General features: G+C 51.7%; 15 protein-coding genes. 11 read left to right on the top strand and 4 right to left on the bottom strand.

Features of this window, described 5'->3' with window-relative positions; genetic code table 11:
- The first annotated feature begins 6 nt into the window (after window positions 1-6).
- The 5 genes from ribA (at window position 7) to ACR64Q_RS11035 (ending at window position 3,962) form a co-directional block, all read left to right on the top strand.
- On the top strand, window positions 7-663 hold the full coding sequence (ribA, locus tag ACR64Q_RS11055; protein WP_313734724.1) for a GTP cyclohydrolase II: 657 nt from the start codon (window positions 7-9) through the stop codon (window positions 661-663).
- Window positions 641-1,357, top strand: a complete 717-nt coding sequence (locus ACR64Q_RS11050; RefSeq protein WP_313734722.1) for a RibD family protein — start codon at window positions 641-643, stop codon at window positions 1,355-1,357. Before ribA ends, ACR64Q_RS11050 begins: the two co-directional genes overlap by 23 nt.
- Window positions 1,318-2,394 carry a zinc-dependent alcohol dehydrogenase gene (locus ACR64Q_RS11045; protein WP_483823326.1) on the top strand — a complete coding sequence of 359 codons (1,077 nt, stop codon included), beginning with the start codon at window positions 1,318-1,320 and terminating at the stop codon, window positions 2,392-2,394. The genes ACR64Q_RS11050 and ACR64Q_RS11045 overlap by 40 nt, the downstream gene beginning before the upstream one ends.
- A 76-nt stretch (window positions 2,395-2,470) precedes the next feature.
- On the top strand, window positions 2,471-2,848 hold the full coding sequence (locus ACR64Q_RS11040) for a 6-pyruvoyl trahydropterin synthase family protein (RefSeq protein ID WP_313734718.1): 378 nt from the start codon (window positions 2,471-2,473) through the stop codon (window positions 2,846-2,848).
- Window positions 2,849-2,861: 13 nt separating this feature from the next.
- A complete protein-coding gene (locus ACR64Q_RS11035; protein WP_313734716.1) occupies window positions 2,862-3,962 on the top strand; it encodes a glycosyltransferase family 4 protein in 1,101 nt (366 codons plus the stop codon).
- A gap of 4 nt (window positions 3,963-3,966) precedes the next feature.
- Here the strand turns inward: ACR64Q_RS11035 and ACR64Q_RS11030 are convergent, their stop codons facing one another.
- Entirely contained in the window at window positions 3,967-4,164 is a 198-nt protein-coding gene (locus tag ACR64Q_RS11030) for a DUF6316 family protein (protein ID WP_313734715.1), read from the bottom strand.
- 54 nt (window positions 4,165-4,218) lie between these two features.
- Here ACR64Q_RS11030 and ACR64Q_RS11025 point away from each other — a divergent pair, with 54 nt between their 5' ends.
- The 3 genes from ACR64Q_RS11025 to ACR64Q_RS11015 all read left to right on the top strand — a co-directional run bounded on the left by ACR64Q_RS11025 (window position 4,219) and on the right by ACR64Q_RS11015 (window position 6,269).
- Window positions 4,219-4,443: a hypothetical protein gene (locus ACR64Q_RS11025; RefSeq protein WP_313734714.1), complete on the top strand. Its 225-nt coding sequence runs from the start codon at window positions 4,219-4,221 to the stop codon at window positions 4,441-4,443.
- Window positions 4,444-4,531: 88 nt separating this feature from the next.
- Window positions 4,532-5,062: an REP-associated tyrosine transposase gene (locus ACR64Q_RS11020; RefSeq protein WP_026600898.1), complete on the top strand. Its 531-nt coding sequence runs from the start codon at window positions 4,532-4,534 to the stop codon at window positions 5,060-5,062.
- Between the two features lie 313 nt (window positions 5,063-5,375).
- Entirely contained in the window at window positions 5,376-6,269 is an 894-nt protein-coding gene (locus tag ACR64Q_RS11015; RefSeq protein WP_313734713.1) for a DUF7946 domain-containing protein, read from the top strand.
- Window positions 6,270-6,407: 138 nt separating this feature from the next.
- Here ACR64Q_RS11015 and ACR64Q_RS11010 read toward each other — a convergent pair whose 3' ends face one another.
- The 3 genes from ACR64Q_RS11010 to ACR64Q_RS11000 form a co-directional block, all read right to left on the bottom strand.
- The gene (locus ACR64Q_RS11010) at window positions 6,408-7,097 is read right to left on the bottom strand and encodes a hypothetical protein (RefSeq protein WP_026600896.1); all 690 of its coding nucleotides are present in this window, start codon (window positions 7,095-7,097) and stop codon (window positions 6,408-6,410) included.
- 186 nt (window positions 7,098-7,283) lie between these two features.
- Complete coding sequence (locus tag ACR64Q_RS11005) at window positions 7,284-8,267, bottom strand: lysylphosphatidylglycerol synthase transmembrane domain-containing protein (protein WP_026600895.1); 984 nt, start codon at window positions 8,265-8,267, stop codon at window positions 7,284-7,286.
- Window positions 8,267-9,385, bottom strand: a complete 1,119-nt coding sequence (locus tag ACR64Q_RS11000) for a CDP-alcohol phosphatidyltransferase family protein (protein ID WP_026600894.1) — start codon at window positions 9,383-9,385, stop codon at window positions 8,267-8,269. Before ACR64Q_RS11000 ends, ACR64Q_RS11005 begins: the two co-directional genes overlap by 1 nt.
- 251 nt (window positions 9,386-9,636) lie before the next feature.
- On the opposite strand from ACR64Q_RS11000, the gene ACR64Q_RS10995 reads away from it, so the two are divergent.
- The 3 genes from ACR64Q_RS10995 to ACR64Q_RS10985 all read left to right on the top strand — a co-directional run bounded on the left by ACR64Q_RS10995 (window position 9,637) and on the right by ACR64Q_RS10985 (window position 20,564).
- Window positions 9,637-10,590: an IS110 family RNA-guided transposase gene (locus tag ACR64Q_RS10995; RefSeq protein ID WP_483823325.1), complete on the top strand. Its 954-nt coding sequence runs from the start codon at window positions 9,637-9,639 to the stop codon at window positions 10,588-10,590.
- A 283-nt stretch (window positions 10,591-10,873) separates the two neighbouring features.
- Window positions 10,874-12,391, top strand: a complete 1,518-nt coding sequence (locus ACR64Q_RS10990) for a sulfatase-like hydrolase/transferase (protein WP_231499579.1) — start codon at window positions 10,874-10,876, stop codon at window positions 12,389-12,391.
- 382 nt (window positions 12,392-12,773) lie between these two features.
- Window positions 12,774-20,564 carry a SpvB/TcaC N-terminal domain-containing protein gene (locus ACR64Q_RS10985; protein ID WP_313734711.1) on the top strand — a complete coding sequence of 2,597 codons (7,791 nt, stop codon included), beginning with the start codon at window positions 12,774-12,776 and terminating at the stop codon, window positions 20,562-20,564.
- Window positions 20,565-20,623 lie beyond the last annotated feature (59 nt).

The raw sequence follows: 20,623 nt of genomic DNA, 5'->3' as shown, positions 1-20,623 counted from the left end.
AACACCATGTCCAAACCTACCGTTTCCCGACTCGCCAGCACCCGTATCCCCACGGCGTATGGCGACTTTCAACTCTGCTATTACAGCAATACCCTGGATAACAAAGAGCATCTGGCCTTTGTGATGGGCAATGTCACCGATGCAGAAAATGTAATGGTGCGCATTCATTCAGAGTGTTTTACCGGCGATGTGCTGGGCTCCAGACGTTGCGACTGCGGTGAACAGCTGGACCGCTCGCTGCAATTGATCGCCAGCCAAGGCACTGGCGTTTTAGTGTACCTACGACAGGAAGGCCGTGGCATCGGTTTATTGCAAAAACTGCGCGCCTACAACCTACAAGACCAGGGCTACGACACGGTGGACGCCAATCTGTTGTTGGGCCACGGCGCCGACGAGAGAGACTATTCATTGGCGGCCCGCATTCTCGAAGAACTGGGTGTCCATTCGATACGCCTGATGACCAACAATCCCGCAAAGATTCATGCTCTCGAAAGCGAAGGTATCCGCGTCAACGCCCGTTTTCCGTTGGAAGCCACAATCAATTCGGACAACGAAGGCTATCTGCTCACGAAAGTTCGACGCATGGACCACTTATTAAAAGTCAAACCCGCCGCTGCTAGGGTAAGCGTGAGAACCGCGCATGATTGTGAACCAGCAGATTGAGCGCTGGCTGACCGCCCAAACCGCGTTTTTCGAATCAGCAGAACGGCCATTTGTTACGCTGAGTTATGCGCAAAGCTGGGATGGCAGCATCACTACTCGCGCCGGCGAAACTCTTGGCTTGAGCGGCTCTGAATCGCGGCGTTTAACCCACCAACTCCGCAGTCTGCACGACGGCATCCTGGTCGGTATCGGCACGGTGCTGACCGACGATCCGCAACTGACGGTGAGAGAATGCCGGGGCAAAAACCCGCAACCCATCGTCTTGGATAGCTGCTTACGCACACCGCCGACCGCTCGCCTGTGCCAACGCACCGACAAAGAGTGTTGGCTGTTAACCTGTTTAAAACCCGATGTCGAATTTGACGGCAACGCCGAAATCATCACCTTAGAGGGTGATGACGATGGGCGTGTTGATCTGTCGGCAGCCCTGCAACGACTTTGGGAAAAAGGCATCCGGACGCTGATGGTGGAGGGAGGCAGTCAGGTCATCACCGCATTTTTAAAAGCCCAGCTGGCCGATGCATTGGTATTGACCATTGCGCCGACTTTGGTCGGCGGATACAAGGGCGTCGGCAATCTGGATTTGGGCTGTAAAAGCCAGTTGCCGCAGATTCGTCCGCTGCATTCGCAGATGCTGGGACAGGATTTGATCATGTGGGGCAATCTGCATTATCGGGAGCCAGCTTTAGCGTGAAAGCCCATCAGCTTTGGTTTACCAGGCCCGGAGAAGTTGAAATCCGCGAGAACAACTCGCCGCCGCTGGAACCGGGGCAAATTCTGGTGAAGAGTGATTGCTCCGCAATCAGCGCCGGTACGGAAATGCTGGTTTACCGGGGTCAATTGCCCACGGATATCACGTTGGACGCCTCGCTGCCGACCTTACAGCAACAAACCGCTTATCCCTTGCAATATGGTTATGCTTGTGTCGGCCACGTCGAACAAATCGGCGCTGGCGTCGATGCTACTTGGTTAGATAAGCGCGTGTTTTCGTTTCAGCCACACGCTAGCCATTTTATCGCTGCACCCGATCACCTGATTGCTGTGCCGGAGGATATCGAAGCGGAAGCGGCGGTATTTTTAGCCAACATGGAAACGGCTGTTAATCTGGTGCTGGACGGTAGTCCGGCTCTAGGGGAAAAAGTCGCAGTGTTGGGGCAGGGCATCGTTGGCTTGTTGTTATCCAGTGTATTGGCCCGTTTTCCGTTGGCGAAGTTGCTGGCTGTGGATGACATCAGTAAACGTCGTAATTACGCTGAATGGTTGGGTGTACATCGAAGTTTTGATCCGAAGTCTGATGACCAAATAGCCGATTTGAAAGACGCCTTAAAATTGCCCGTGGAACTATCGGCAACCCCGAACTCCGGTGCGGATCTGATCTACGAAGTCAGCGGAGCGCCGGAAGCTTTGAATCTGGCTATCGACTTGTGCAGCTACTCCGGTCGTATTGTGGTCGGCAGCTGGTATGGCAACAAGTCCGCGCCAGTGCAATTAGGTGGTGTGGCCCATCGCAATCGAATCAAATTCATCAGCAGTCAGGTCAGTAGCATTGCGCCGGAATTGTCTGGACGTTGGGATAAAGCCCGCCGCTTCCAGCAGGCTTGGCAGATGATTCGACGGGTGAAGCCGCAAGCGCTGATCAGTCATCGCATGCCAATTGACCAAGCAGCAGACATTTACAAGCGGCTGGATCAGGAACCGCAGCAAGTCTTGCAAGCCATATTTACTTATTAAAACTCCAACGCTATTTACTTCCCCTATTTTTTCAAACAGGGGAGTAGTCACCAAAGAACCCAAGGAAAAAAATAATATGTACAGCGTAGCCGTCAGTCGAGATTTCATCGCCAACCATTACTTAATCGGCGGCGACTGGGGCACTGAAAATCAGCCCCACTCCCACCATTACATCGCGGAAGTACGCATCGACGGCGAGCAACTGGATCAGCACGGTTATCTGGTGGACATCGTCGCCATCGAAGCGGCTTTGAATGACATCGTGGCGGATTTTCGTGATCAAATGCTCAACGATAAGCCGGAGTTTGCCGGCTTAAACCCCAGCATCGAGCACTTTAGCCGCATCATCTGCGAAAAAATCGTCGCCGCCGTTAATCCACCGGGAACAGGCAGGTTGCGGGTAAAACTCTGGGAAAACGCGACGTGCTGGGCAGCTTACCGCTTGGCTTTCTAATCCGGTAAGCACCGTGCATGTAGTCTTGCTGGTCATTGGCGACATGAATAGCGTCAGCGGCGGCTATCTGTATAACCGCAAGCTGGTGTCTTACCTGCGAAGCCGAGGTGATCAGGTCAGCATCATCAGTCTGCCGCCGCACAATTATTGGTGGTTGTTGGCCGAGAATATTGTCGGCGATTTATTGGAAAACATCGCCGCTGCCAAGCCGGATATTCTGATTCAGGATGCCATGGTTCATCCAGCCGTGTTTTATTTGAATAGGCGCATCAGCAAGCAGCTCGGCATTCCGCTAATTGCCCTGGTGCACCTGCTGGCTAGCATAGACCAAGCTCCTTGGCACAGCGCCTGGCTTTACCGGATTGTTGAACGCCGTTATTTGCAAACGGTGGACGGCATCATCGCCAACAGCCAGACCACCCTAACTCAAATCCGTCAGCTGTTGGCCGGTGCGTTACCGCCACACTGCATCGCAGTGCCCGCCGGTGACAATTTTGCCGATAGCAACATAGACCCGGCAGCCGTTTTGAAGCGCGCGCTGGAGCCCGGACCGCTGAGAATATTGCTGGTGGGTAATGTCATCCGCCGCAAGGGCTTGCATGTCTTGCTGAAAGCCCTTAGCCAATTGCCTGTAAAGGACTACCAACTCAGCGTGGCCGGACGGCTGAATATGGAACCCTGCTATGTCGCGCAAATTAAAACCCTGATTCGAGATGCTGGATTAAACCAAAGCGCGTCCTTGCTCGGTCCCGTGCAAGGTGAAGCGTTAGCCGATTTATATCGGCAACATCATCTATTAGTCATGCCGTCCGCTTACGAAAGTTACGGCATTGTCTATGTGGAAGCCCAGCAATTTGGCTTGCCGGCGATCGGCACAAGGTCTGGCGCTGCGTGGGAGATTATTCGTGAGGGGGAAAACGGCTATTTGATCGAACCTGAAAGTCATGGCGCCTTAGCCAATTTACTGCACACCCTGCATCAGAATCGTCATCTACTGGCGCAATTAGGCGCCAATGCACTGCATGCATACGCCGCCCAGCCAAAATGGGAGACAAGTTGCGCCGACATCCGCGCTTTTTTATCCGATCAAGTCAGGGCCGGGCAAAGTCGATAAACGCTCAGCCGTTCGCCAACAGCCGCGTGCGCCGGCTGGCAAGTCCCTGTCGGGCGCAGCCATCGATGTAATGATGCAGCGCCACCTGGGCATTGGTTTTAGAGGAAAACGGCCCTCTCCGGCCTTCCCGAGTCAAAAAGTACCAGGCGGGCAGCCCGGTACCAGGATTAACCACGGACAAAAATCGTTCGGTACGAAACATAGTATTTTCTTTGTAAACTCTTGATATAAGAAAACTCCTACCATTATTTATGCCATGTTTTTTAGCCCTGCCAAGACTGACTTTAATACTCCAGATTGGCAAATAATTGTTGCTGGGGATACTGATACTGTTGATTGGGTGTTTGGAAAACAAAGTGTCATGGTTTTAAGTCATTTGATGGGTTTCGCTTTGCTCTACCCATCCTACGGTCCTGGTACTGTTGCTTGGGTGCTTGGAAAACAAAGTTTTGTCATTTCAAGACATGACTCACTGGGTTAGGCTTGGTCTAAACTCAATGGGCTTTGTAGGATGGGTAGAGCAAAGCGAAACCCATCGCTAACTTCAAACTTACCCCGAAAAAAGATAAATGACCGAATACCGTCGCCATCGAGTCCAAGGTGGCACTTACTTTTTTACGGTAAATCTGGCCGATAGAAGCCAAACACTACTGACGGAGCATATTGAGATTTTGCGAGAATCCTTCCGTACTGTTAAGCAAAAGCATCCATTTACAGTGGAAGCAATTGTAGTATTGCCGGAACATCTGCATGCCATTTGGACCCTACCTGAGGGTGACGATGATTTCAGTTTACGTTGGCGACAAATAAAATCAGAATTTTCCAGGCATATTGAAATTGGTGAGAAAATTTCCCATAGCCGTATTCGTAAAAATGAAAGAGGAATATGGCAAAGACGATTTTGGGAACACCGAATAAAAGACGAGAATGACTTTGCCAGACATGTGGATTACATTCATTTCAATCCAGTAAAACATGGTCATGTCACAACCGCTGCGGATTGGCCTTATTCATCGTTTCATCGATATGTTAAGCGAGGGATTATTCCCGCTAATTGGGGCGGAGTGGCGGGATTGGAAAATGATTTAAACTTGGGATAATGGTGGTTATGGGTTTATTTGATGGGTTTCGCGTTGCTCTACCCATCCTACGGTCCAGTTGCTTGGATGTTTGCAAAACAAAGTTTCGTGGTTTTATAGTGTGTCTAGTTCGAATAGGCTTTTTTGTTAAACTGGGTTTGTTTTCGTAGGATGGGTAGAGCGTCAGCGAAACCCATCACTATCCTCAAGCCATTTCCGTTTTATTCCATGCGGGCGACACACTATTTTGACTTACGATACGCACTACTCTATATTCTGGATCATTTTGTTCAGTTAGAACATTAATCATTATTATCAGAGCTTGGAAAGCAAAATGCATCATGATCCTCAAAAAAATATTCAATTTACATTGTCTTTCGAAGGTAACGACTCTGATCGAAACTTAATTGATTATTACGATGTAGCCCAGGCTTTGACGGGCTTTCAAAGGTCGATCGCTCTTACTACCCACTTGGTTCTTAATAGCGAAATTATTACACAGGCTCCTTCATTGAAGGGGGCAAAAATATATGCCTTTCCTGCTGAGCAAGGAAGTTGGAAATCCACTGCAGTTATCTCTTTTATTGGTATGGGCATTTATAATGTAGCAACGCTGGAAAACAACTCTCCTCTTGGGCATATTGTTTACTCACTATACGATTATGTCGTTTCAGAATCGCTTGGAGTTCATGTCGATTACAACAAATCTCTTGGTCAGTTATATGAAGAGGCAAAAAAATATAATATAAAAGTAAAGCCAGTAACACAAAGTCAAGCAGACTCCCTTCTTGAAAAGTGTTCTACAGCAATTGGGGAAATGCACAGACCAATTTATAAGAACAAAACTGCAGAATCTGCAAACATTTACTGCACTTTGCCTGACCGACCAAAACTCCAAATTAATACAAAGCTCACTTTAGAAAGTTATGATTTTCTATTCGAAACTAGAATCACAGAAGTTCCCGAACAATTCTTCGGCAGAGTTTCTAGTTATAACAGCAACACCTACAAAGGACGGGTTTTTATTCCTGAATTTGGACGGCCGGTAGTATTTGAATTGAATCAACATGCCAGAAATCAAAAATCAATATCTCTAATCACATCAAGCCTTAGTGCAAATGCTGTAAACGATTATGCTGACAGTAATAGCTCTATTAAAATATCTGCATTCCGTAATACTAGCCGCTCAGGACATCTTAAAAGTTTGATTATTATTACCGTAGGCTAGCTCAGTTGTATTTTGAGCAGAGCCGCTGAGCCGAACGGAGTGAAGCGTATCACTCGCGAACGATGGGCTTCCTTTCGTCAGCCCATCCAATAAGCTACACGGTGCACACGCTAATCGTGCCCACCCTCTCAAACCAACCTAATCCGCCGCAAAGCAATAAAAATAGCCCGCGCCGCCGGTGCTGACCAGGTTTTCCTGGCTGCAGCCTTTGCTGTCGTGGGTGGAGTTCCAGGAGACATTGCCGCCGGTGGCGCCGCGGTTGGTGCGGTCGGAGTGACCGACACGAACGCTGCCTTCACCACTGCTGGTGTAGTTTTTACAGGTGTGGTCGGCGGCATCGGTGTAGGCGCGACCGTCTGGTTTTGTACCTGTGATCAGGTCGTGTTGGTTTGGTGTGGCGCCCACGCCGTTGATTTGCGCGCCTTTTTCGGTGAGGTTTGTGGTGCGGTGTACGTTGTTACCCAACTGGCCCAGTTCCACGGTGTCGCCGTGTAGATGGGCGACATCATTGGCGACAATCGCGCCGTTGGCGTTAGCCCAAGGCCCGTTACCGATCCGGTCGCGGGCGTTGACGGCGGGTTGGTCGGCGGTGGCCTGGGTGCTCAAATAAGCGCGCCAGGTACGGTTGCCGGCTCCGGCATCAGTCGCCAGTTTTTGGCAATGCGCATCGGCGCCCGCCAAGCCGCCAAGATCAGCACCCTTGCCAGAACCGACACTGGTGACAAAAAAGCCTAACGGTGGCTTAGGGGCGTCGCTGGGGGCCTGTTGAGCGAGGGCTGCGTTAGCGCTCAGAATGAGCAGGCCGGCAACAAAGCTAGTTTTTTTCATGCATTTTCTCTCTAGTTATGGGTTATCAAAACGGATACCTTGAGCAAGGTTCCCGTCCCTAAAACTGCACTAATCGTGCCGTATTTATTCACCAGGAAATGCCGTCGTTGAGCAGCATGAATGCGTGCGAGCTGTTGCGATACAGACAGAGCTTGCTGATACCCTGCCTTTAGATAAGCACTTGCGCTACCTACTTGCCTGTAACAAGCGCAAGCAACCCAGGCCGCCTATGAGAATAATGGCATCGCGTAAGCGCATTAAGGCAATCAAGCCAATCGCCGCATCAGCCGGCAAACTCAAGTATTGAAACGCCCAAAACAGCGCCGCCTCCAAGGACCCAATCCCGCCCGGCAACGGTAATAAAAAAGACAGGCGCATGGCCACCAAAATGACCAGGAACGTAGACATATCCAAGGCAAGATCGAATACGCCGAGCAGTAGCCATAACTCCAATAGCAAACCAGCCCACCCGCACAGAGAGAGTAGAAAGGCTTTGCATAGTGCGGCCTTACCTGAAGCGACGGTTGCCTTTAAGTCGCTACCCAAGTGGTGCCAATGCGTTTCTATGTGTTGCAAGCGCGGATGATGCTGCCAGCGCCGGGCCAGGCGGTTTAGCCAGGCTAATACCCGTTCCGGCCGCTTTAAAATAAACCAGCCGAACAACGATAAAGCCAGCAAGATACCGGCAAGTACCAGCAGGATTTCCCGCCAGTTGGTGACAGCGCCGACCGGCGAAGCCAGCAACAAAAGCACCGCCAGGACCAGGATACTGAAGTTGATCCAAAGCTCGTAAAACCTATCCAGACCCAATGTCAGCAACGCGCCGTGCAGCGGCAGATGGCAGCGCTTGTGCAGCCAGAAAATCTGCAGTGGCTCGCCGCCGAATTGCGGGCCGGGCGTGATGAAACTGACGGCTTGGCCGGCTTGGCGAATCATCAGTAACTGACCAACACCGACCGGTAATTTCAGCACGTTACTCAACACCCACCAACGCTGGGCAGCGAGCAAAATAATGGCGAGATTCAGCCCTATCCAGGCCAGCCATTGGTTGAAAGAAAGTGTGCCAATGGTCAGGGTGATAGTGGCGAGCGGCAATTGGCTAAGCACCGCGCCAACCATCAGTAACGCTGGCACCCACAACAAAATTGGCAGCGCTCTATGCCAGGTCATCAGGCCCCGTCATAGCGTTGAATCCATGCGTCACCCCATGACCATAGGCTATAGTGGCCAGTGCCCAGCAACAAAATCCAGCTGGCAGTAAAAATCACCAGGTAAGAGCCAACTGGATGGCTAGCGGGCGGATAATGCCAGCCAAACCATATCAGCACGCTCAGCGCTCCTAAGCGTCCGGCCAAGCCAAGCACAACAAGGCTTGCGACCAGCAACAAACCATATGCCGTGACATTGCCTGCCGGATCGTTGGCATCCGCTATCAGCAAAAACAGCAGCAAGGCTAACAAGACACGCAAGCCCGGCTGAAAATACTGTTCGCTCCATTCTGCCAAGCGCCCATAAGCCAGCGGCGTTAACCCACCGCAAACCACCCACCAGTCCGTCGCAAACCCGAACAGCACCGGTAGCATGAAGGCAATACCGGCGATAACGGACAACTCAGGATCAAGTAGCGGCCAAAGCGCCACCGCGACGAAAGCCATTTGAAAGCCCGCCAAGGTGCGACGCAGCGGATTTTCCGGCAAGGGGTGTAGCGGCAAACCCCCTAAACAACGGCGTTGCAAGCCCCAGCGGTACACATAATAAGCCGCGCTTAACAGCAGATAAGAGAACTGCAATTTGCCCAAACCGATCGCCAATAGCGGCGCAATCACCAGTCCCAGCGCGTCGAAGCTAATGTCCAATTCATTGCCAAGCAAGCTTACCTGTCCGCTACGGCGCGCGGCGAACCCGTCCAAACGGTCCAGGATAGCAGCGAGGGTATAGCACAAGGCCGGTAGCCACATAGTCGCGGTGAGCGTTTGCGGCATAAACAAAAAGCCGCCGGTCAGCGCTATGCAACCGCCGCGCAAGATGGTTATACGATTTCCCCAGCCTAAAGTAACGTAGAGCGGTGCCTCTGCTTTGGCACGATTCAATGCTAAGCGCTGCCACACGCAACGGCAGACATAAGCCCAAATCAGACTCGCCAAAATCATCCATTGGCCAGCGAGCATCCAGTTCTCCTCAAGACCGAAAAAACCAAAGCCGATCAGCAGCACACCGACGCCCAATATGGCGATGGTGCGCACTTCGTGTTGCAGTAAATTTAAGGCGGTGTTTTCGGTTGCTTGCATGTTTTTCAATTACTGAATCAGATCATTCGACAAGCTTGTATGGTAAAGGTTAAGAGAATCGGGGAGACTTTGGTTGTCGGGATGGAGGGACATCGACAAGCATCTGCTAAGACAGACCTCACTGAGAAATCATCCCATCGCGTCTTCCAGAGTCGATGAAGAATCTAGCGGTTAGGCCGCCGATTTGTGCACAAGCTTACTCGGCAGACGCACCACCCCGACTCTCTTATTTTTCAACAGGTGGAGGACGTATGACAAGCGAAATGTTGATCGGTATCGATGTAGCAAAAGATGAACTGGTGATAGATTCAGAGCAGGGTTTGTTGACGCTTGCCAATACGGCAGAGGCCATCAATGCCTGGCTGAAGACGTTACCGACCGGGAGTTATATTGGCCTGGAAGCCACCAGCGATTATCATCAACTCATGGCAGAGCAAGCGGTATTGATGGGCATGGTCGTCTATGTGCTGAACCCACGGGATATGCGCCATTATGCCCTGGGTTTGGGCAGACGGGGCAAGACGGATCGAGTGGGCGCCCAAATGATCCGGCGATTTATCACCGCTGAACGGGGTCATTTACGTCCCTATCAACCTGCTTCGGCGATGCAGCACCAAGTGACTTTACTGCAACGGCGCCGTGCGACGGTCGTCAAGCATCGTCAAGCTCTGCAAAAAGCCTTGCGAAGCGTGAAGGAACTTGAAGCGCCACTCATTGATACCGTGGCCGCCTTGGACGGATTGCTCAAGCATATCGATCAGCAACTGGATGACTTATTAACTTTGCAGCCTGCACTGAAAGCCGAGGCCCGACGTCTTGAGAGCATACCGGGTATTGGCCGGCAAACCTCAACACAGCTGGCTGTCTTGTTTGATCGGGTCCCGTTAAGCCGCAGCGATGCCGTAGTAGCCTTTGTCGGGCTGGATCCCCGAGCCTGTGACTCAGGCCAAAAGCGGGGCCGCCGACGCGTATCCAAACGGGGACCGGGTGAACTGAGACGGCTGTTATACAACTGCGCCCAGGCAGCCGTCAAAACGGCTGTGTGGAAACCCTATTACCAAGAGTTAAGAGCCAGAGAGTTCTCGGCAACTCAGGCGCTGGTGATTATCGCCAGAAAATTATTACGCATCGCATTCTCGCTTTGGCAACAAGCCGATGCCCGATTTGACCCTCAGAAAATTGCTTGCCTCAACAATGCAGCTTGACGAAAACCATAGAATCTCCAGCAGAAGCCATGCCAGTTTGGCGTTGTTTTTGCTTTCAAGCATTTTCAATCTCAAACAATAATCCTGACTTTTCACTAAACATGCCCGTCTCCATAAACTCAAGTTCTCTTTCTCGACACCTGTTTTGCCGCCCAGACCTAAACGCGTCGCAGTGGGAGTCTAAATGCTAGGTGATCACAAGGTTTTTAATCATCAGCGGACAGCTCACTTTGCAACCGGTATCAATAGCTGCGCCTTACTTTATGTAATGGTGGCTTTACTTATGCCCAATCGCCTCAGCGCGATTACCCCCGCGGCTTTTGCTTACTTACCGTTGGAAGCGATAGTGCTCGGCCTGGCCTTATTGGTCCGGGGCAGGGGAGCCGTATTGATTCGCTGGCTTGCCGTCGGCCTGCTCGGCACCGGGATCATCATGAAATTGGCCGACATCGCGGCATATCAGGTTTTCGATCGGCCATTCAACCCGGTGCTAGATTCCCGCTTTCCAGCAGACGGCATGCATTTGCTGCAAGGGGCCATCGGTAAAAGCGGCGCAATCGTTGTTGCTGGTTTGATAGTTGCGCTATTGATTGGGATCTTTTTGCTGACGAATACGCTCCTGCGTCGGGTGCAGAGGCTGCTGCAGGGTTCGGCGAGAATCAGTGGGTTTGTCTTATGCGCTAGTCTATTAGTTTGGAGTACTTGCGTTTTTTCTGGCTGGCCTTATGCCGGCAAGCCGTTTTACGATCTACTGGCCCAGCACGTTGCCAGCATCCGGACCGGCATGGCCGATTTGGAAAGTTTCAACAATGTCGTTGATAGCGATCCTTATGCCGCCGTGCCGGACAGCGCATTGTTCGAGAAGCTGAAGGGCAAGGATGTGCTGGTGGTGTTTGTCGAATCGTATGGCCGAACGGTGCTCGACAAAGCCGATTATGCTGCCCATATTCGTCCGCTGTTACAGCAAAGCAGCGCCGCTTTGGCCGCAAGCGGCTTAACCGCTCGCAGTGCTTATCTAAGTTCGCCGACTTACGGCGGTATCAGCTGGCTGGCGCATGGCACCCTGATGTCCGGTTTATGGATCAATAGTCAGACCCGCTACGACCGCTTGGTAATGAGCCAGCGCCCATCGTTGAATCGCCTGTTCCAACGGGCCGGCTGGCGCACCGTGGCGGTACAGCCAGCGCATACGATGGATTGGCCGCAAGGTGAGTATTTTGGTTACGATCGCATCTATGCGGCTCAAGACCTGAGCTACAAAGGCCAAACCTTCAACTGGATCACCATGCCCGACCAATACACACTATCGTCCCTGCAAGCCTTGGAGCGCAAACCCGGTGCCCGGCAACCATTGATGGCCGAATTGGCCTTGATCTCGTCGCACGCGCCTTGGACACCGTTGCCGGAATTAGTGGATTGGGACCAGGTTGGCGACGGCAGTGTTTTCAATCAAGCCCGAGTTGGCGATACCCCGGAAGAAGTCTGGCAAAACACCGAGCGCATCCGCGAGCAATATCGCAAATCCATCGAATATGCGCTGGCGAATATCGTCTCTTACGCCATTACCTACGGCGACGATAATCTGGTGATTCTGGTGTTGGGCGACCACCAACCGGCGCCGTTCGTTACTGGTGAATCGGATAGTCACGACGTGCTGGTGCATTTGATCAGCCGCGACTCCAAGTTGATGGCTGCGGTAGATGCTTGGCATTGGACAGACGGCATGCTGCCAGCCGACAATGCGCCCGTGTTGGGTATGGATAAGTTACGGGAGCGCTTTATCAGGGCGTTTTCGCAGTAAATATTGATGTTCGTTTAATAGTCTTGGCTGCGCGTTCGCGTAGTGCTAAATACGCCCGGATAGGATCTATGAAGGTCTAACAGATTATGGAGGTTGAAAGTAAAAAAACGACCCAAAAGAGCCGGTCGCGTTTCTCCAAAGCGGCCAGTCAGCCAAATCCAGATTCTGCGACGGGAGGTCTACAAAGCCGCCGTTGGCGACCTCACCCAACCGGCCATTAGCCGACATTCCACTTAGCCAAGACCAGTCATTCAAATCTGCAAAAGCAGCCATTCAGTAAGAATGAAAACGTAACATCAAGACTGAGTAGAATTAATCTGGACGTTATCATAGAAATTTGATAAAAAGAGTTTAAGCAACATTTATCGTCATTGAGGGATAGATGGAAGAGCAACAAGGCAATAATAACAATAAGCCTTCAGAGAAGAGTTCTTCTGCTGCGCCTACGATTTCCTTGCCCAAAGGTGGTGGCGCAATTCGCGGCATGGGTGAGAAGTTTACCGCCAATCCGGTCACCGGCGGCGGTTCAATGAGTGTTCCGATTGCTACATCTCCTGGTCGTTCAGGCTTTGGTCCTCAACTTTCTCTATCCTACGATTCCGGTGCAGGCAACGGTCCTTTCGGGCTTGGATGGAGTCTCGCACTTCCCTCTATTACCCGCAAAACAGATAAAGGCCTTCCGCGTTATTGTGACGATACCGAGTCTGACGTCTTTATACTCTCGGGAGCGGAAGATCTGGTTCCTGAGCTTCAAGCCGATGGCACGCATTTCGTAAATATAGAGTCTGATCCCACTTATTCCATCTTTAGATACCGCCCCCGAATTGAAGGGCTTTTTGCACGAATAGAACGTTGGACTAATAAATCCGATCCAACAGATACGTTTTGGCGATCCATCAGCAAAGACAATATTGTCACTTTTTACGGTAGGACCGACGAGTCTCGTATTTTCGATCCACAAGTTAAATCAAATCAGCAAGCGCGAATTTTCACATGGTTAATTTGCGAGTCCTACGATGATAAAGGCAACGGAATTTTATACAGGTACCAGAAAGAAGATGGTCGGGGAATTGATGCTTCGCAAGCCCATGAACTAAACCGTGGTGAAGTGGACGATCAGAGCCGCACTGTTAATAGATATCTTAAAAAGATTCTTTACGGCAATCGCAAAACATTTCTGGATGAAAACGGACAATGCCCGCTATTTCCTAAGGATGAAATTAGGGAAAATGCCGATTGGATGTTCGAAGCCATCTTCGACTACGAGGAAGGCCACTATCAAGCCTTCTCCACAGACAATGAAGCTCACGAGTTCGTTGTTGCTTCGATAAATAGTTCTGAAGCATGGCCAGCCAGATTAGACCCATTTTCGTCCTACCGGTCAGGTTTTGAAGTTCGAACCTACCGGATATGCCGACGGGTATTGATGTTTCATCATTTCCCTGATGAATTAGGGATCGCCGATTGCCTAATACGCTCCACCACATTCACTTACAAACAAAATCCAGTCGCCTCAGTTATGACGGAAGTCACTCAATCGGCATACCGTCGTCAAGGCACATCCGACATACCGAATCGCTACCTCAGAAAGTCGCTTCCTTCACTCACCTTTACCTACAGCTCGGTTCCAGACGAAGCATCAATTGCCGAACACCCAGTTCAAGCGATAGACAACCCATGTCTTGAGAATTTACCCTTCGGGCTTGATGGGTCCCAATACCAATGGGTTGATTTGGATGGTGAAGGCCTTTCCGGCATACTGACCGAACAGGCAGGAGCTTGGTACTACAAACGAAACCTTAGCCCTATTCATCAGGAAACTGGCGAGAATGGTCAGCCACAGATCAAAGCCTGCTTCGCTCCGATAGAGCTAGTAGCCTCCAAGCCATCGTTGTCATTGGCAAGCGGCGCCCAATTAATGGATTTAGCTGGCGACGGTCAGGTAGATGTTGTTGAAATGGAGGGACCGGTCAAAGGCTTTTATGAGCGAACTGAGGGTGCCGACTGGGAAAGCTTTCGTCCATTCAGCTCATGGCCCAATATCAATACTCGTGACCCCAATCTCCGCTTCATTGATCTTGATGGTGACGGTCATGCCGACATTCTGGTCACTGAAGATCATGCGTTCACATGGTATCCATCGCTCGCGGAAGACGGTTTTGGGCCAGCACAACAGGTAACGAACTCATTTGACGAAGAAAAAAGCCCTCATCTAGTTTTTGCTGACGACACCCATTCCATCTTTGTGGCTGATTTATCCGGCGATGGGCTTGCTGATTTGGTGCGTATTCGCAATGGCGAAGTGTGTTACTGGCCCAACCTCGGCTACGGGTTATTCGGCCCCAAAGTGACTATGGACGCGTCGCCCTGTTTCGATCATTGCGACCAATTCGACCCACGGCGGATTCGACTAGCTGATATTGATGGCACTGGCCCCACGGACATCCTCTACCTGCACAAAGACGGCGTCCACGTGTACTTCAACCAGTCCGGCAACCGCTGGAGCAATGCTGTCGAATTGCCGCAACTCCCGGCCATCGAAAACCTGTCTTCCGTTCAGGCAATGGATTTGCTTGGCAACGGTACTGCCTGCCTGGTCTGGTCATCGCCGCTGCCCGCAAATGCCCGCCAGCCCATGCGCTACATCGATTTGATGGGCGGCCAAAAGCCACATCTGCTCATCAAATCCGAAAACAACCTGGGCGCCGAAACCCGCGTCCACTACGCACCATCTACCAAGTTCTACCTCCTGGACAAAATGGAAGGCCGGCCCTGGATTAGCAAGCTGCCATTTCCGGTACACGTGGTCGAAAAGGTCGAGACCTACGACCACATCAGCCGTAACCGCTTTGTCACGCGCTATGCCTATCACCACGGCTATTTCGATGGGGCGGAACGTGAGTTCCGTGGCTTTGGCATGGTCGAGCAGTGGGATACGGAAGAATTTGCCGCTCTCTCCCAAGCCGGTACGCTGAATCAAACCACAAATCTGGCCGAAGACTCCCACGTTCCACCGGTTTTAACAAAAACCTGGTTTCACACCGGCATTTATTTGGGGCGCGATCGCGTTTCGAATTTCTTCGCCGGCCTCCTCGATAGCGTCGATAAAGGTGAATATTACCGGACACCCGGACTATCCGACGGCGAAGCCAAGGCCCTATTACTGGATGACACGATCCTGCCGGAAGACCTGACGCTGGAAGAAGAACGCGAGGCCTGCCGTTCGCTCAAAGGCGCCATGTTGCGGCAGGAAGTCTACGCCCTGGACGGCACAGAAAAGCAGATTCATCCCTACACCATCACCGAACAGAATTTCACCATCGAATGCCTACAGCATCGGCGAAGCAACCGCCATGGCGTTTTTTTCACCCATCCGCGGGAAGCACTCAGCTATCACTACGAACGCAACCCCAAAGATCCCAGAATCAGCCACTCCCTCACACTCGAAGTCGACAAATTTGGCAACGTCCTCAAGTCGGTGGCGATCGGATATGGCCGCAAATCATCGGATTTGACGGAAACCTTCGATAAGGAGCGTCAGACCACGACGCTGGTGACCTATACGGAAAACAGAGTCACCCAAAACATCGATGAACCCGACAGCTATCGCACGTCGCTTCCTTGTGAGGTGCGCACTTACGAGCTGACGGGTTACAAACCCAAGGACGAAAACAACGGCCGCTTCACCCTCACTGACTTCGTCACCGAGACGCCAGAGGGACTCAAGCACCGCTTCGATGAGGAAACGAGCTACGAATTGCTTCCCGGCGCAGGCCGGCAGCGCCGGCTCATCGAACACGTCAGAACGCTCTATCGCAAGGATGACCTATCCGCGCTTCTGCCGCTGGGTTCCATCTCGGCCAAAGCCTTACCCGGCGAAAGCTACAAGCTAGCGTTTACGCCAGGCTTGTTGCAACAGGTCTATCAACGCGGCCAGGAAAATTTGCTGCCCAACGCTAACGAAGTGCTGATCAGTCAGGGCGGCGATGGTGGCGGATATGTCAGCAGCCAAATGCTGCGTTCTCAGAGTGTGTTCCCAGCAGCAAACGATGCCAACGCCACCCGCAGCGACAGCGACAGCAATTGGTGGATACCGGCAGGGCGAGTCTTTTTTCATCCCAATGCAGACGTCGCCAAACCCGCCAACACAGCCGCGCAGGAACGGGCCGAAGCACAACGGCATTTCTATTCCCCAAGGAAATTCGCCGATCCTTTCGGCCAAGGGGCTATAGCAAGCTATGACAAACACGATCTTCTGGTCGTCGAAACCCACGACGCCGTCGGCAATACCGTAGCTGCCCACCACGACTATCGCGTTTTGCAGCCGGATTTAATCGTCGATCCCAACGGCAACCGTTCTCAAGCTGCCTTCGATACGCTCGGTATGGTGGTGGGTACTGCCGTGATGGGTAAGACCAATGAAACCGTTGGCGACAACTTAACCGGCTTCGAAGCAGATCTGACAGATGAACAGATCAACAACTTTCACGACGCCACCGATCCTCACGATCCAGCTTCTAACCTGTTAAAAGGAGCGACGACGCGCATCCTTTACGATCTCCATCGCTTCCAGAAAACCCGCGAGGCCCATCCCGACGATCCTTCGCAATGGCTGCCGGTCTATGCCGCCACCCTAGCCCGCGAGACCCACGCCAGTGACCCGCTGCCGCAAAGGGGGCTCAAGATTCAAATCAGCTTCAGCTATTCCGACGGCTTTGGTCGCGAGATTCAGAAGAAAATCCAGGCCGAACCAGGCCCGTTGATCGATAGCGGCCCGGTCGTCAGTCCGCGTTGGGTGGGCAGCGGCTGGACAGTCTTTAACAATAAGGGCAAACCTGTTCGTCAGTACGAACCCTTCTTCAGCCAGCTTCCGGAACAGCGCCATCATTTCGAATTCGGCGTCAAGGTCGGCGTCAGCCCGATTCTGTTCTACGACCCGCTGGAACGCGTGGTCGCCACCCTGCATCCCAACCACACCTACGAAAAGGTCGTTTTCGATCCCTGGCAGCAGACCACTTTTGATGTCAACGATACCTTAGCCGCCAACGGCAGCGAAACCGGCGATCCCCGCACCGATGCGGATATCCAGGGCTATGTGCAGCCTTACTTCGCCACCCAGCCGAATACCTGGAAAACCTGGCATCAGCAGCGTATCGGCGATGAGAGGGGTGCCGAGGAGCGCCGTGCGGCGGAACAAGCATCCCAACACGCAAACACACCCACCGTGGCCCATTTCGATACCTTGGGCAGACCCTTCCTGACCGTGGTCCATAACCGTTACCAGCGCAACGGCGCGATCAAGGATGAAAAATACGCTACCCGCGTCGTCCTGGATATCGAAGGCAACCAGCGCAAGGTGCGCGATGCCATCGTGCAGGCGGACGACAAGCTCGGCCGTATCGTCATGCAATATGACTACGACCTGCTTGGCAACCGCATCCACCAGGCGAGCTTGGAGGCGGGCGAGCGCTGGATGCTGAACGATGTCACCGGCAAGCCTATCCGCGCCTGGAACAGCCGCCGCTACAACTTCCGCACTAAATACGATGCTCTGCGCCGCCCCGTCAAATCCTTTGTGCAAGGGGGCGATCATCCCGAAGAGCAGCCCCCCCGGACCTATTTCAGCCAACCGCTGCTATTCGAAAAAACGGTCTACGGCGACGATGCCGGTAGTGGCCTGAGTGAAACGCAACGCACGCAAGCCAACCAGCGCGGCAAAGTCCATAAACACTTCGACACCGCCGGGGTCGTGACCAATGAAAGCTACGACTTCAAAGGCAATTTGCTGCGCAGCAGCCGTCAATTCGCCAGCGACTACCAGAACACACCAAACTGGTCGTTCAATCCGGCCCTGGAATCCGAAATTTTCGTTAGCAGCACCCGCTTCGATGCGTTGAACCGACCCGTCGAAATGCTGTCGCCGCACACCAGCCAGATACCGCCGAGCACTCTCCGTCCGGTTTACAACGAAGCCAATCTGTTGAATGAAATTCGCGTCAACCTGCGCGGCGCAGCGCAAGCCACCGTATTTGTCAGCAATATCGACTACAACGCCAAGGGCCAGCGCACGCGCATCGATTACGGCAATGGAGCGCAAACTACTTACGACTACGACGAACAAACCTTCCGCTTGACCCGCTTGCACACCACGCGCACGCCTGGCCAAAGCGGCATGGCTTCGCAGATTTTCGAAGACCCGGCGGTGGTGCAGGACTTGCATTACACCTACGACCCCGCCGGCAACATCACCCAGATCAACGATCGGGCGCTGAAAACCGTTTTCCACGCCAACCAAAAAGTGGAAGCGGAATGCCGTTACCGCTACGACGCGCTGTATCGTTTGCTCGAAGCCAGCGGACGAGAACACATCGGCCAATCGGCATTTCAGTTCACCCCGGTCAACGGCAATTACCGCGACTATCCCTTCGTGGGCGCGGCGCAAACCAACGACCTGCAAGCCCTACGCAACTATACCGAGCTTTACGAATACGATGCGGTCGGCAATTTCGAGCGGATGATTCACCAGGCAGTGAATGGCGGCTGGACTCGCGTTTACGAATACGACCAAGCTAGTTTTATCGAAGACGGCGTTCATATCAAACCGCGCAAAGCCAGCAATCAGTTAAGCCTGACTACGGTGCAAACCAGCGGCGGTCAGCCTATTAAGGAACCTTATAGCTACGATGCCCACGGCAATATGAGCTCGATGTCGCATCTGTCGAAGATGCAATGGGATTTCAAGGATCAGTTGAGCGCCAGTGCAAAACAGGTGGTCAACGGCGTCAATGCGGAAACGACTTTTTATGTGTATGACGCAGGCGGGCAGCGGGTACGCAAAATTACTGCTCTAGCCAATGGCTCGCGCAAGAATGAGCGTTTATACCTGGGTGGATTTGAAATCTATCGGGAATATGGCGGTAATGGAGCGAATGTAATTCTGGAGCGCGAGACGCAGCATGTGATGGATGACAAGCAGCGCATTGCGCTGGTAGAGACACAGACAGTGGGCAATGGAGAGGTTATAGGAAATTCAGTTTTAGTTCTTCGTTATCAGCTTAATAACCATCTTGGTTCAGCATCCCTGGAAATGGATCGCAATGGAGGTTTGATTTCGTATGAGGAATATTTGCCTTATGGCTCTACTTCTTATCAGGCGGGTCGAACTCCTGCAGAGTTGAGTTTGAAGCGGTATCGGTATACCGGAAAGGAACGGGATGAGGAGACTGGGTTTAGTTATCATGGGGCAAGGTATTATGCGGTTTGGTTGGGGAGGTGGGCGAATTGCGACCCGGGCGGAAACAAAGATGGCGCAAATCTCTTTTTATATTGCGGAAATAACTCGATTAGTTATTTAGATAGAAATGGTAAAGAAAAAACACATGCTGATCAGAAAAAAAAGAATCAAGATGCGGGTACAAAAAAAGACCTAAAGCAAAATCGAACTACTCCAAAGAATGATTGGGACATTTATTGGAGAGATACTTCATTTGAAGATGCTTTTAAATATGGTCTTGAGCATCCTGACGTAGTTGAGATGTGGGGAGGGTTACCGCCTGTACATCTAAGAACAATTTTGGAAACCCCAACAAAGGAAGAGATCGAACAAGCAGAACTCAAAAAAAAAATATCTGTTTTCGTTGCTATAAACGTCAGCGATGTAGATCCGTTTACAGGCGAAGTTCAAACGAGTTCTGATAAAAATCCAGGTCATGTCGTACTGTACGTCAAGAACGATGCCGGGCAAGTTTTAAGCACTGTTAGTTACGGACCAATAAATCGTCCAGGGGCTGCGGATGCTTTGTCAGGGGGAGCGAAAGGAAATGTAGAGCATCCAATTAAAGAAGACGATATATATTTAGTTTACGAATGGAAAATCGATAAAGCGACCGCCGAAAAAATCAAGGTTGAGATTGACAAATTGAAGGCAGACCCAGGAACTTATACCCCGAAACATCAATGTTCTTCTGTTGTAGTTGAGATTCTTAAATCCGCAGGAGTAAAAGATGTTCCTGAAGGTAAAGGCAGCATTGATTTAGTTGGCACAACATCGGTTAAAGATGTGTCAACTCCGTATCATTTGAATAAGGAGTTAGAAAAAAAGAAAATGCCACATGTTGAAGTAAAAGGATCTCAATTAGTATCACAAGGAGTGAAATTACCAACAAAAAAATAGAGAAAGAGCTGGGTTGTTTCCTCCCGGCGTGAATACGGGTGTTGTGGTTCGGCGCTGGT

It is taken from the genome of Methylomonas sp. 2F7, assembly GCF_057126975.1.
This window is presented reverse-complemented; position numbering and strand designations above follow the sequence as displayed.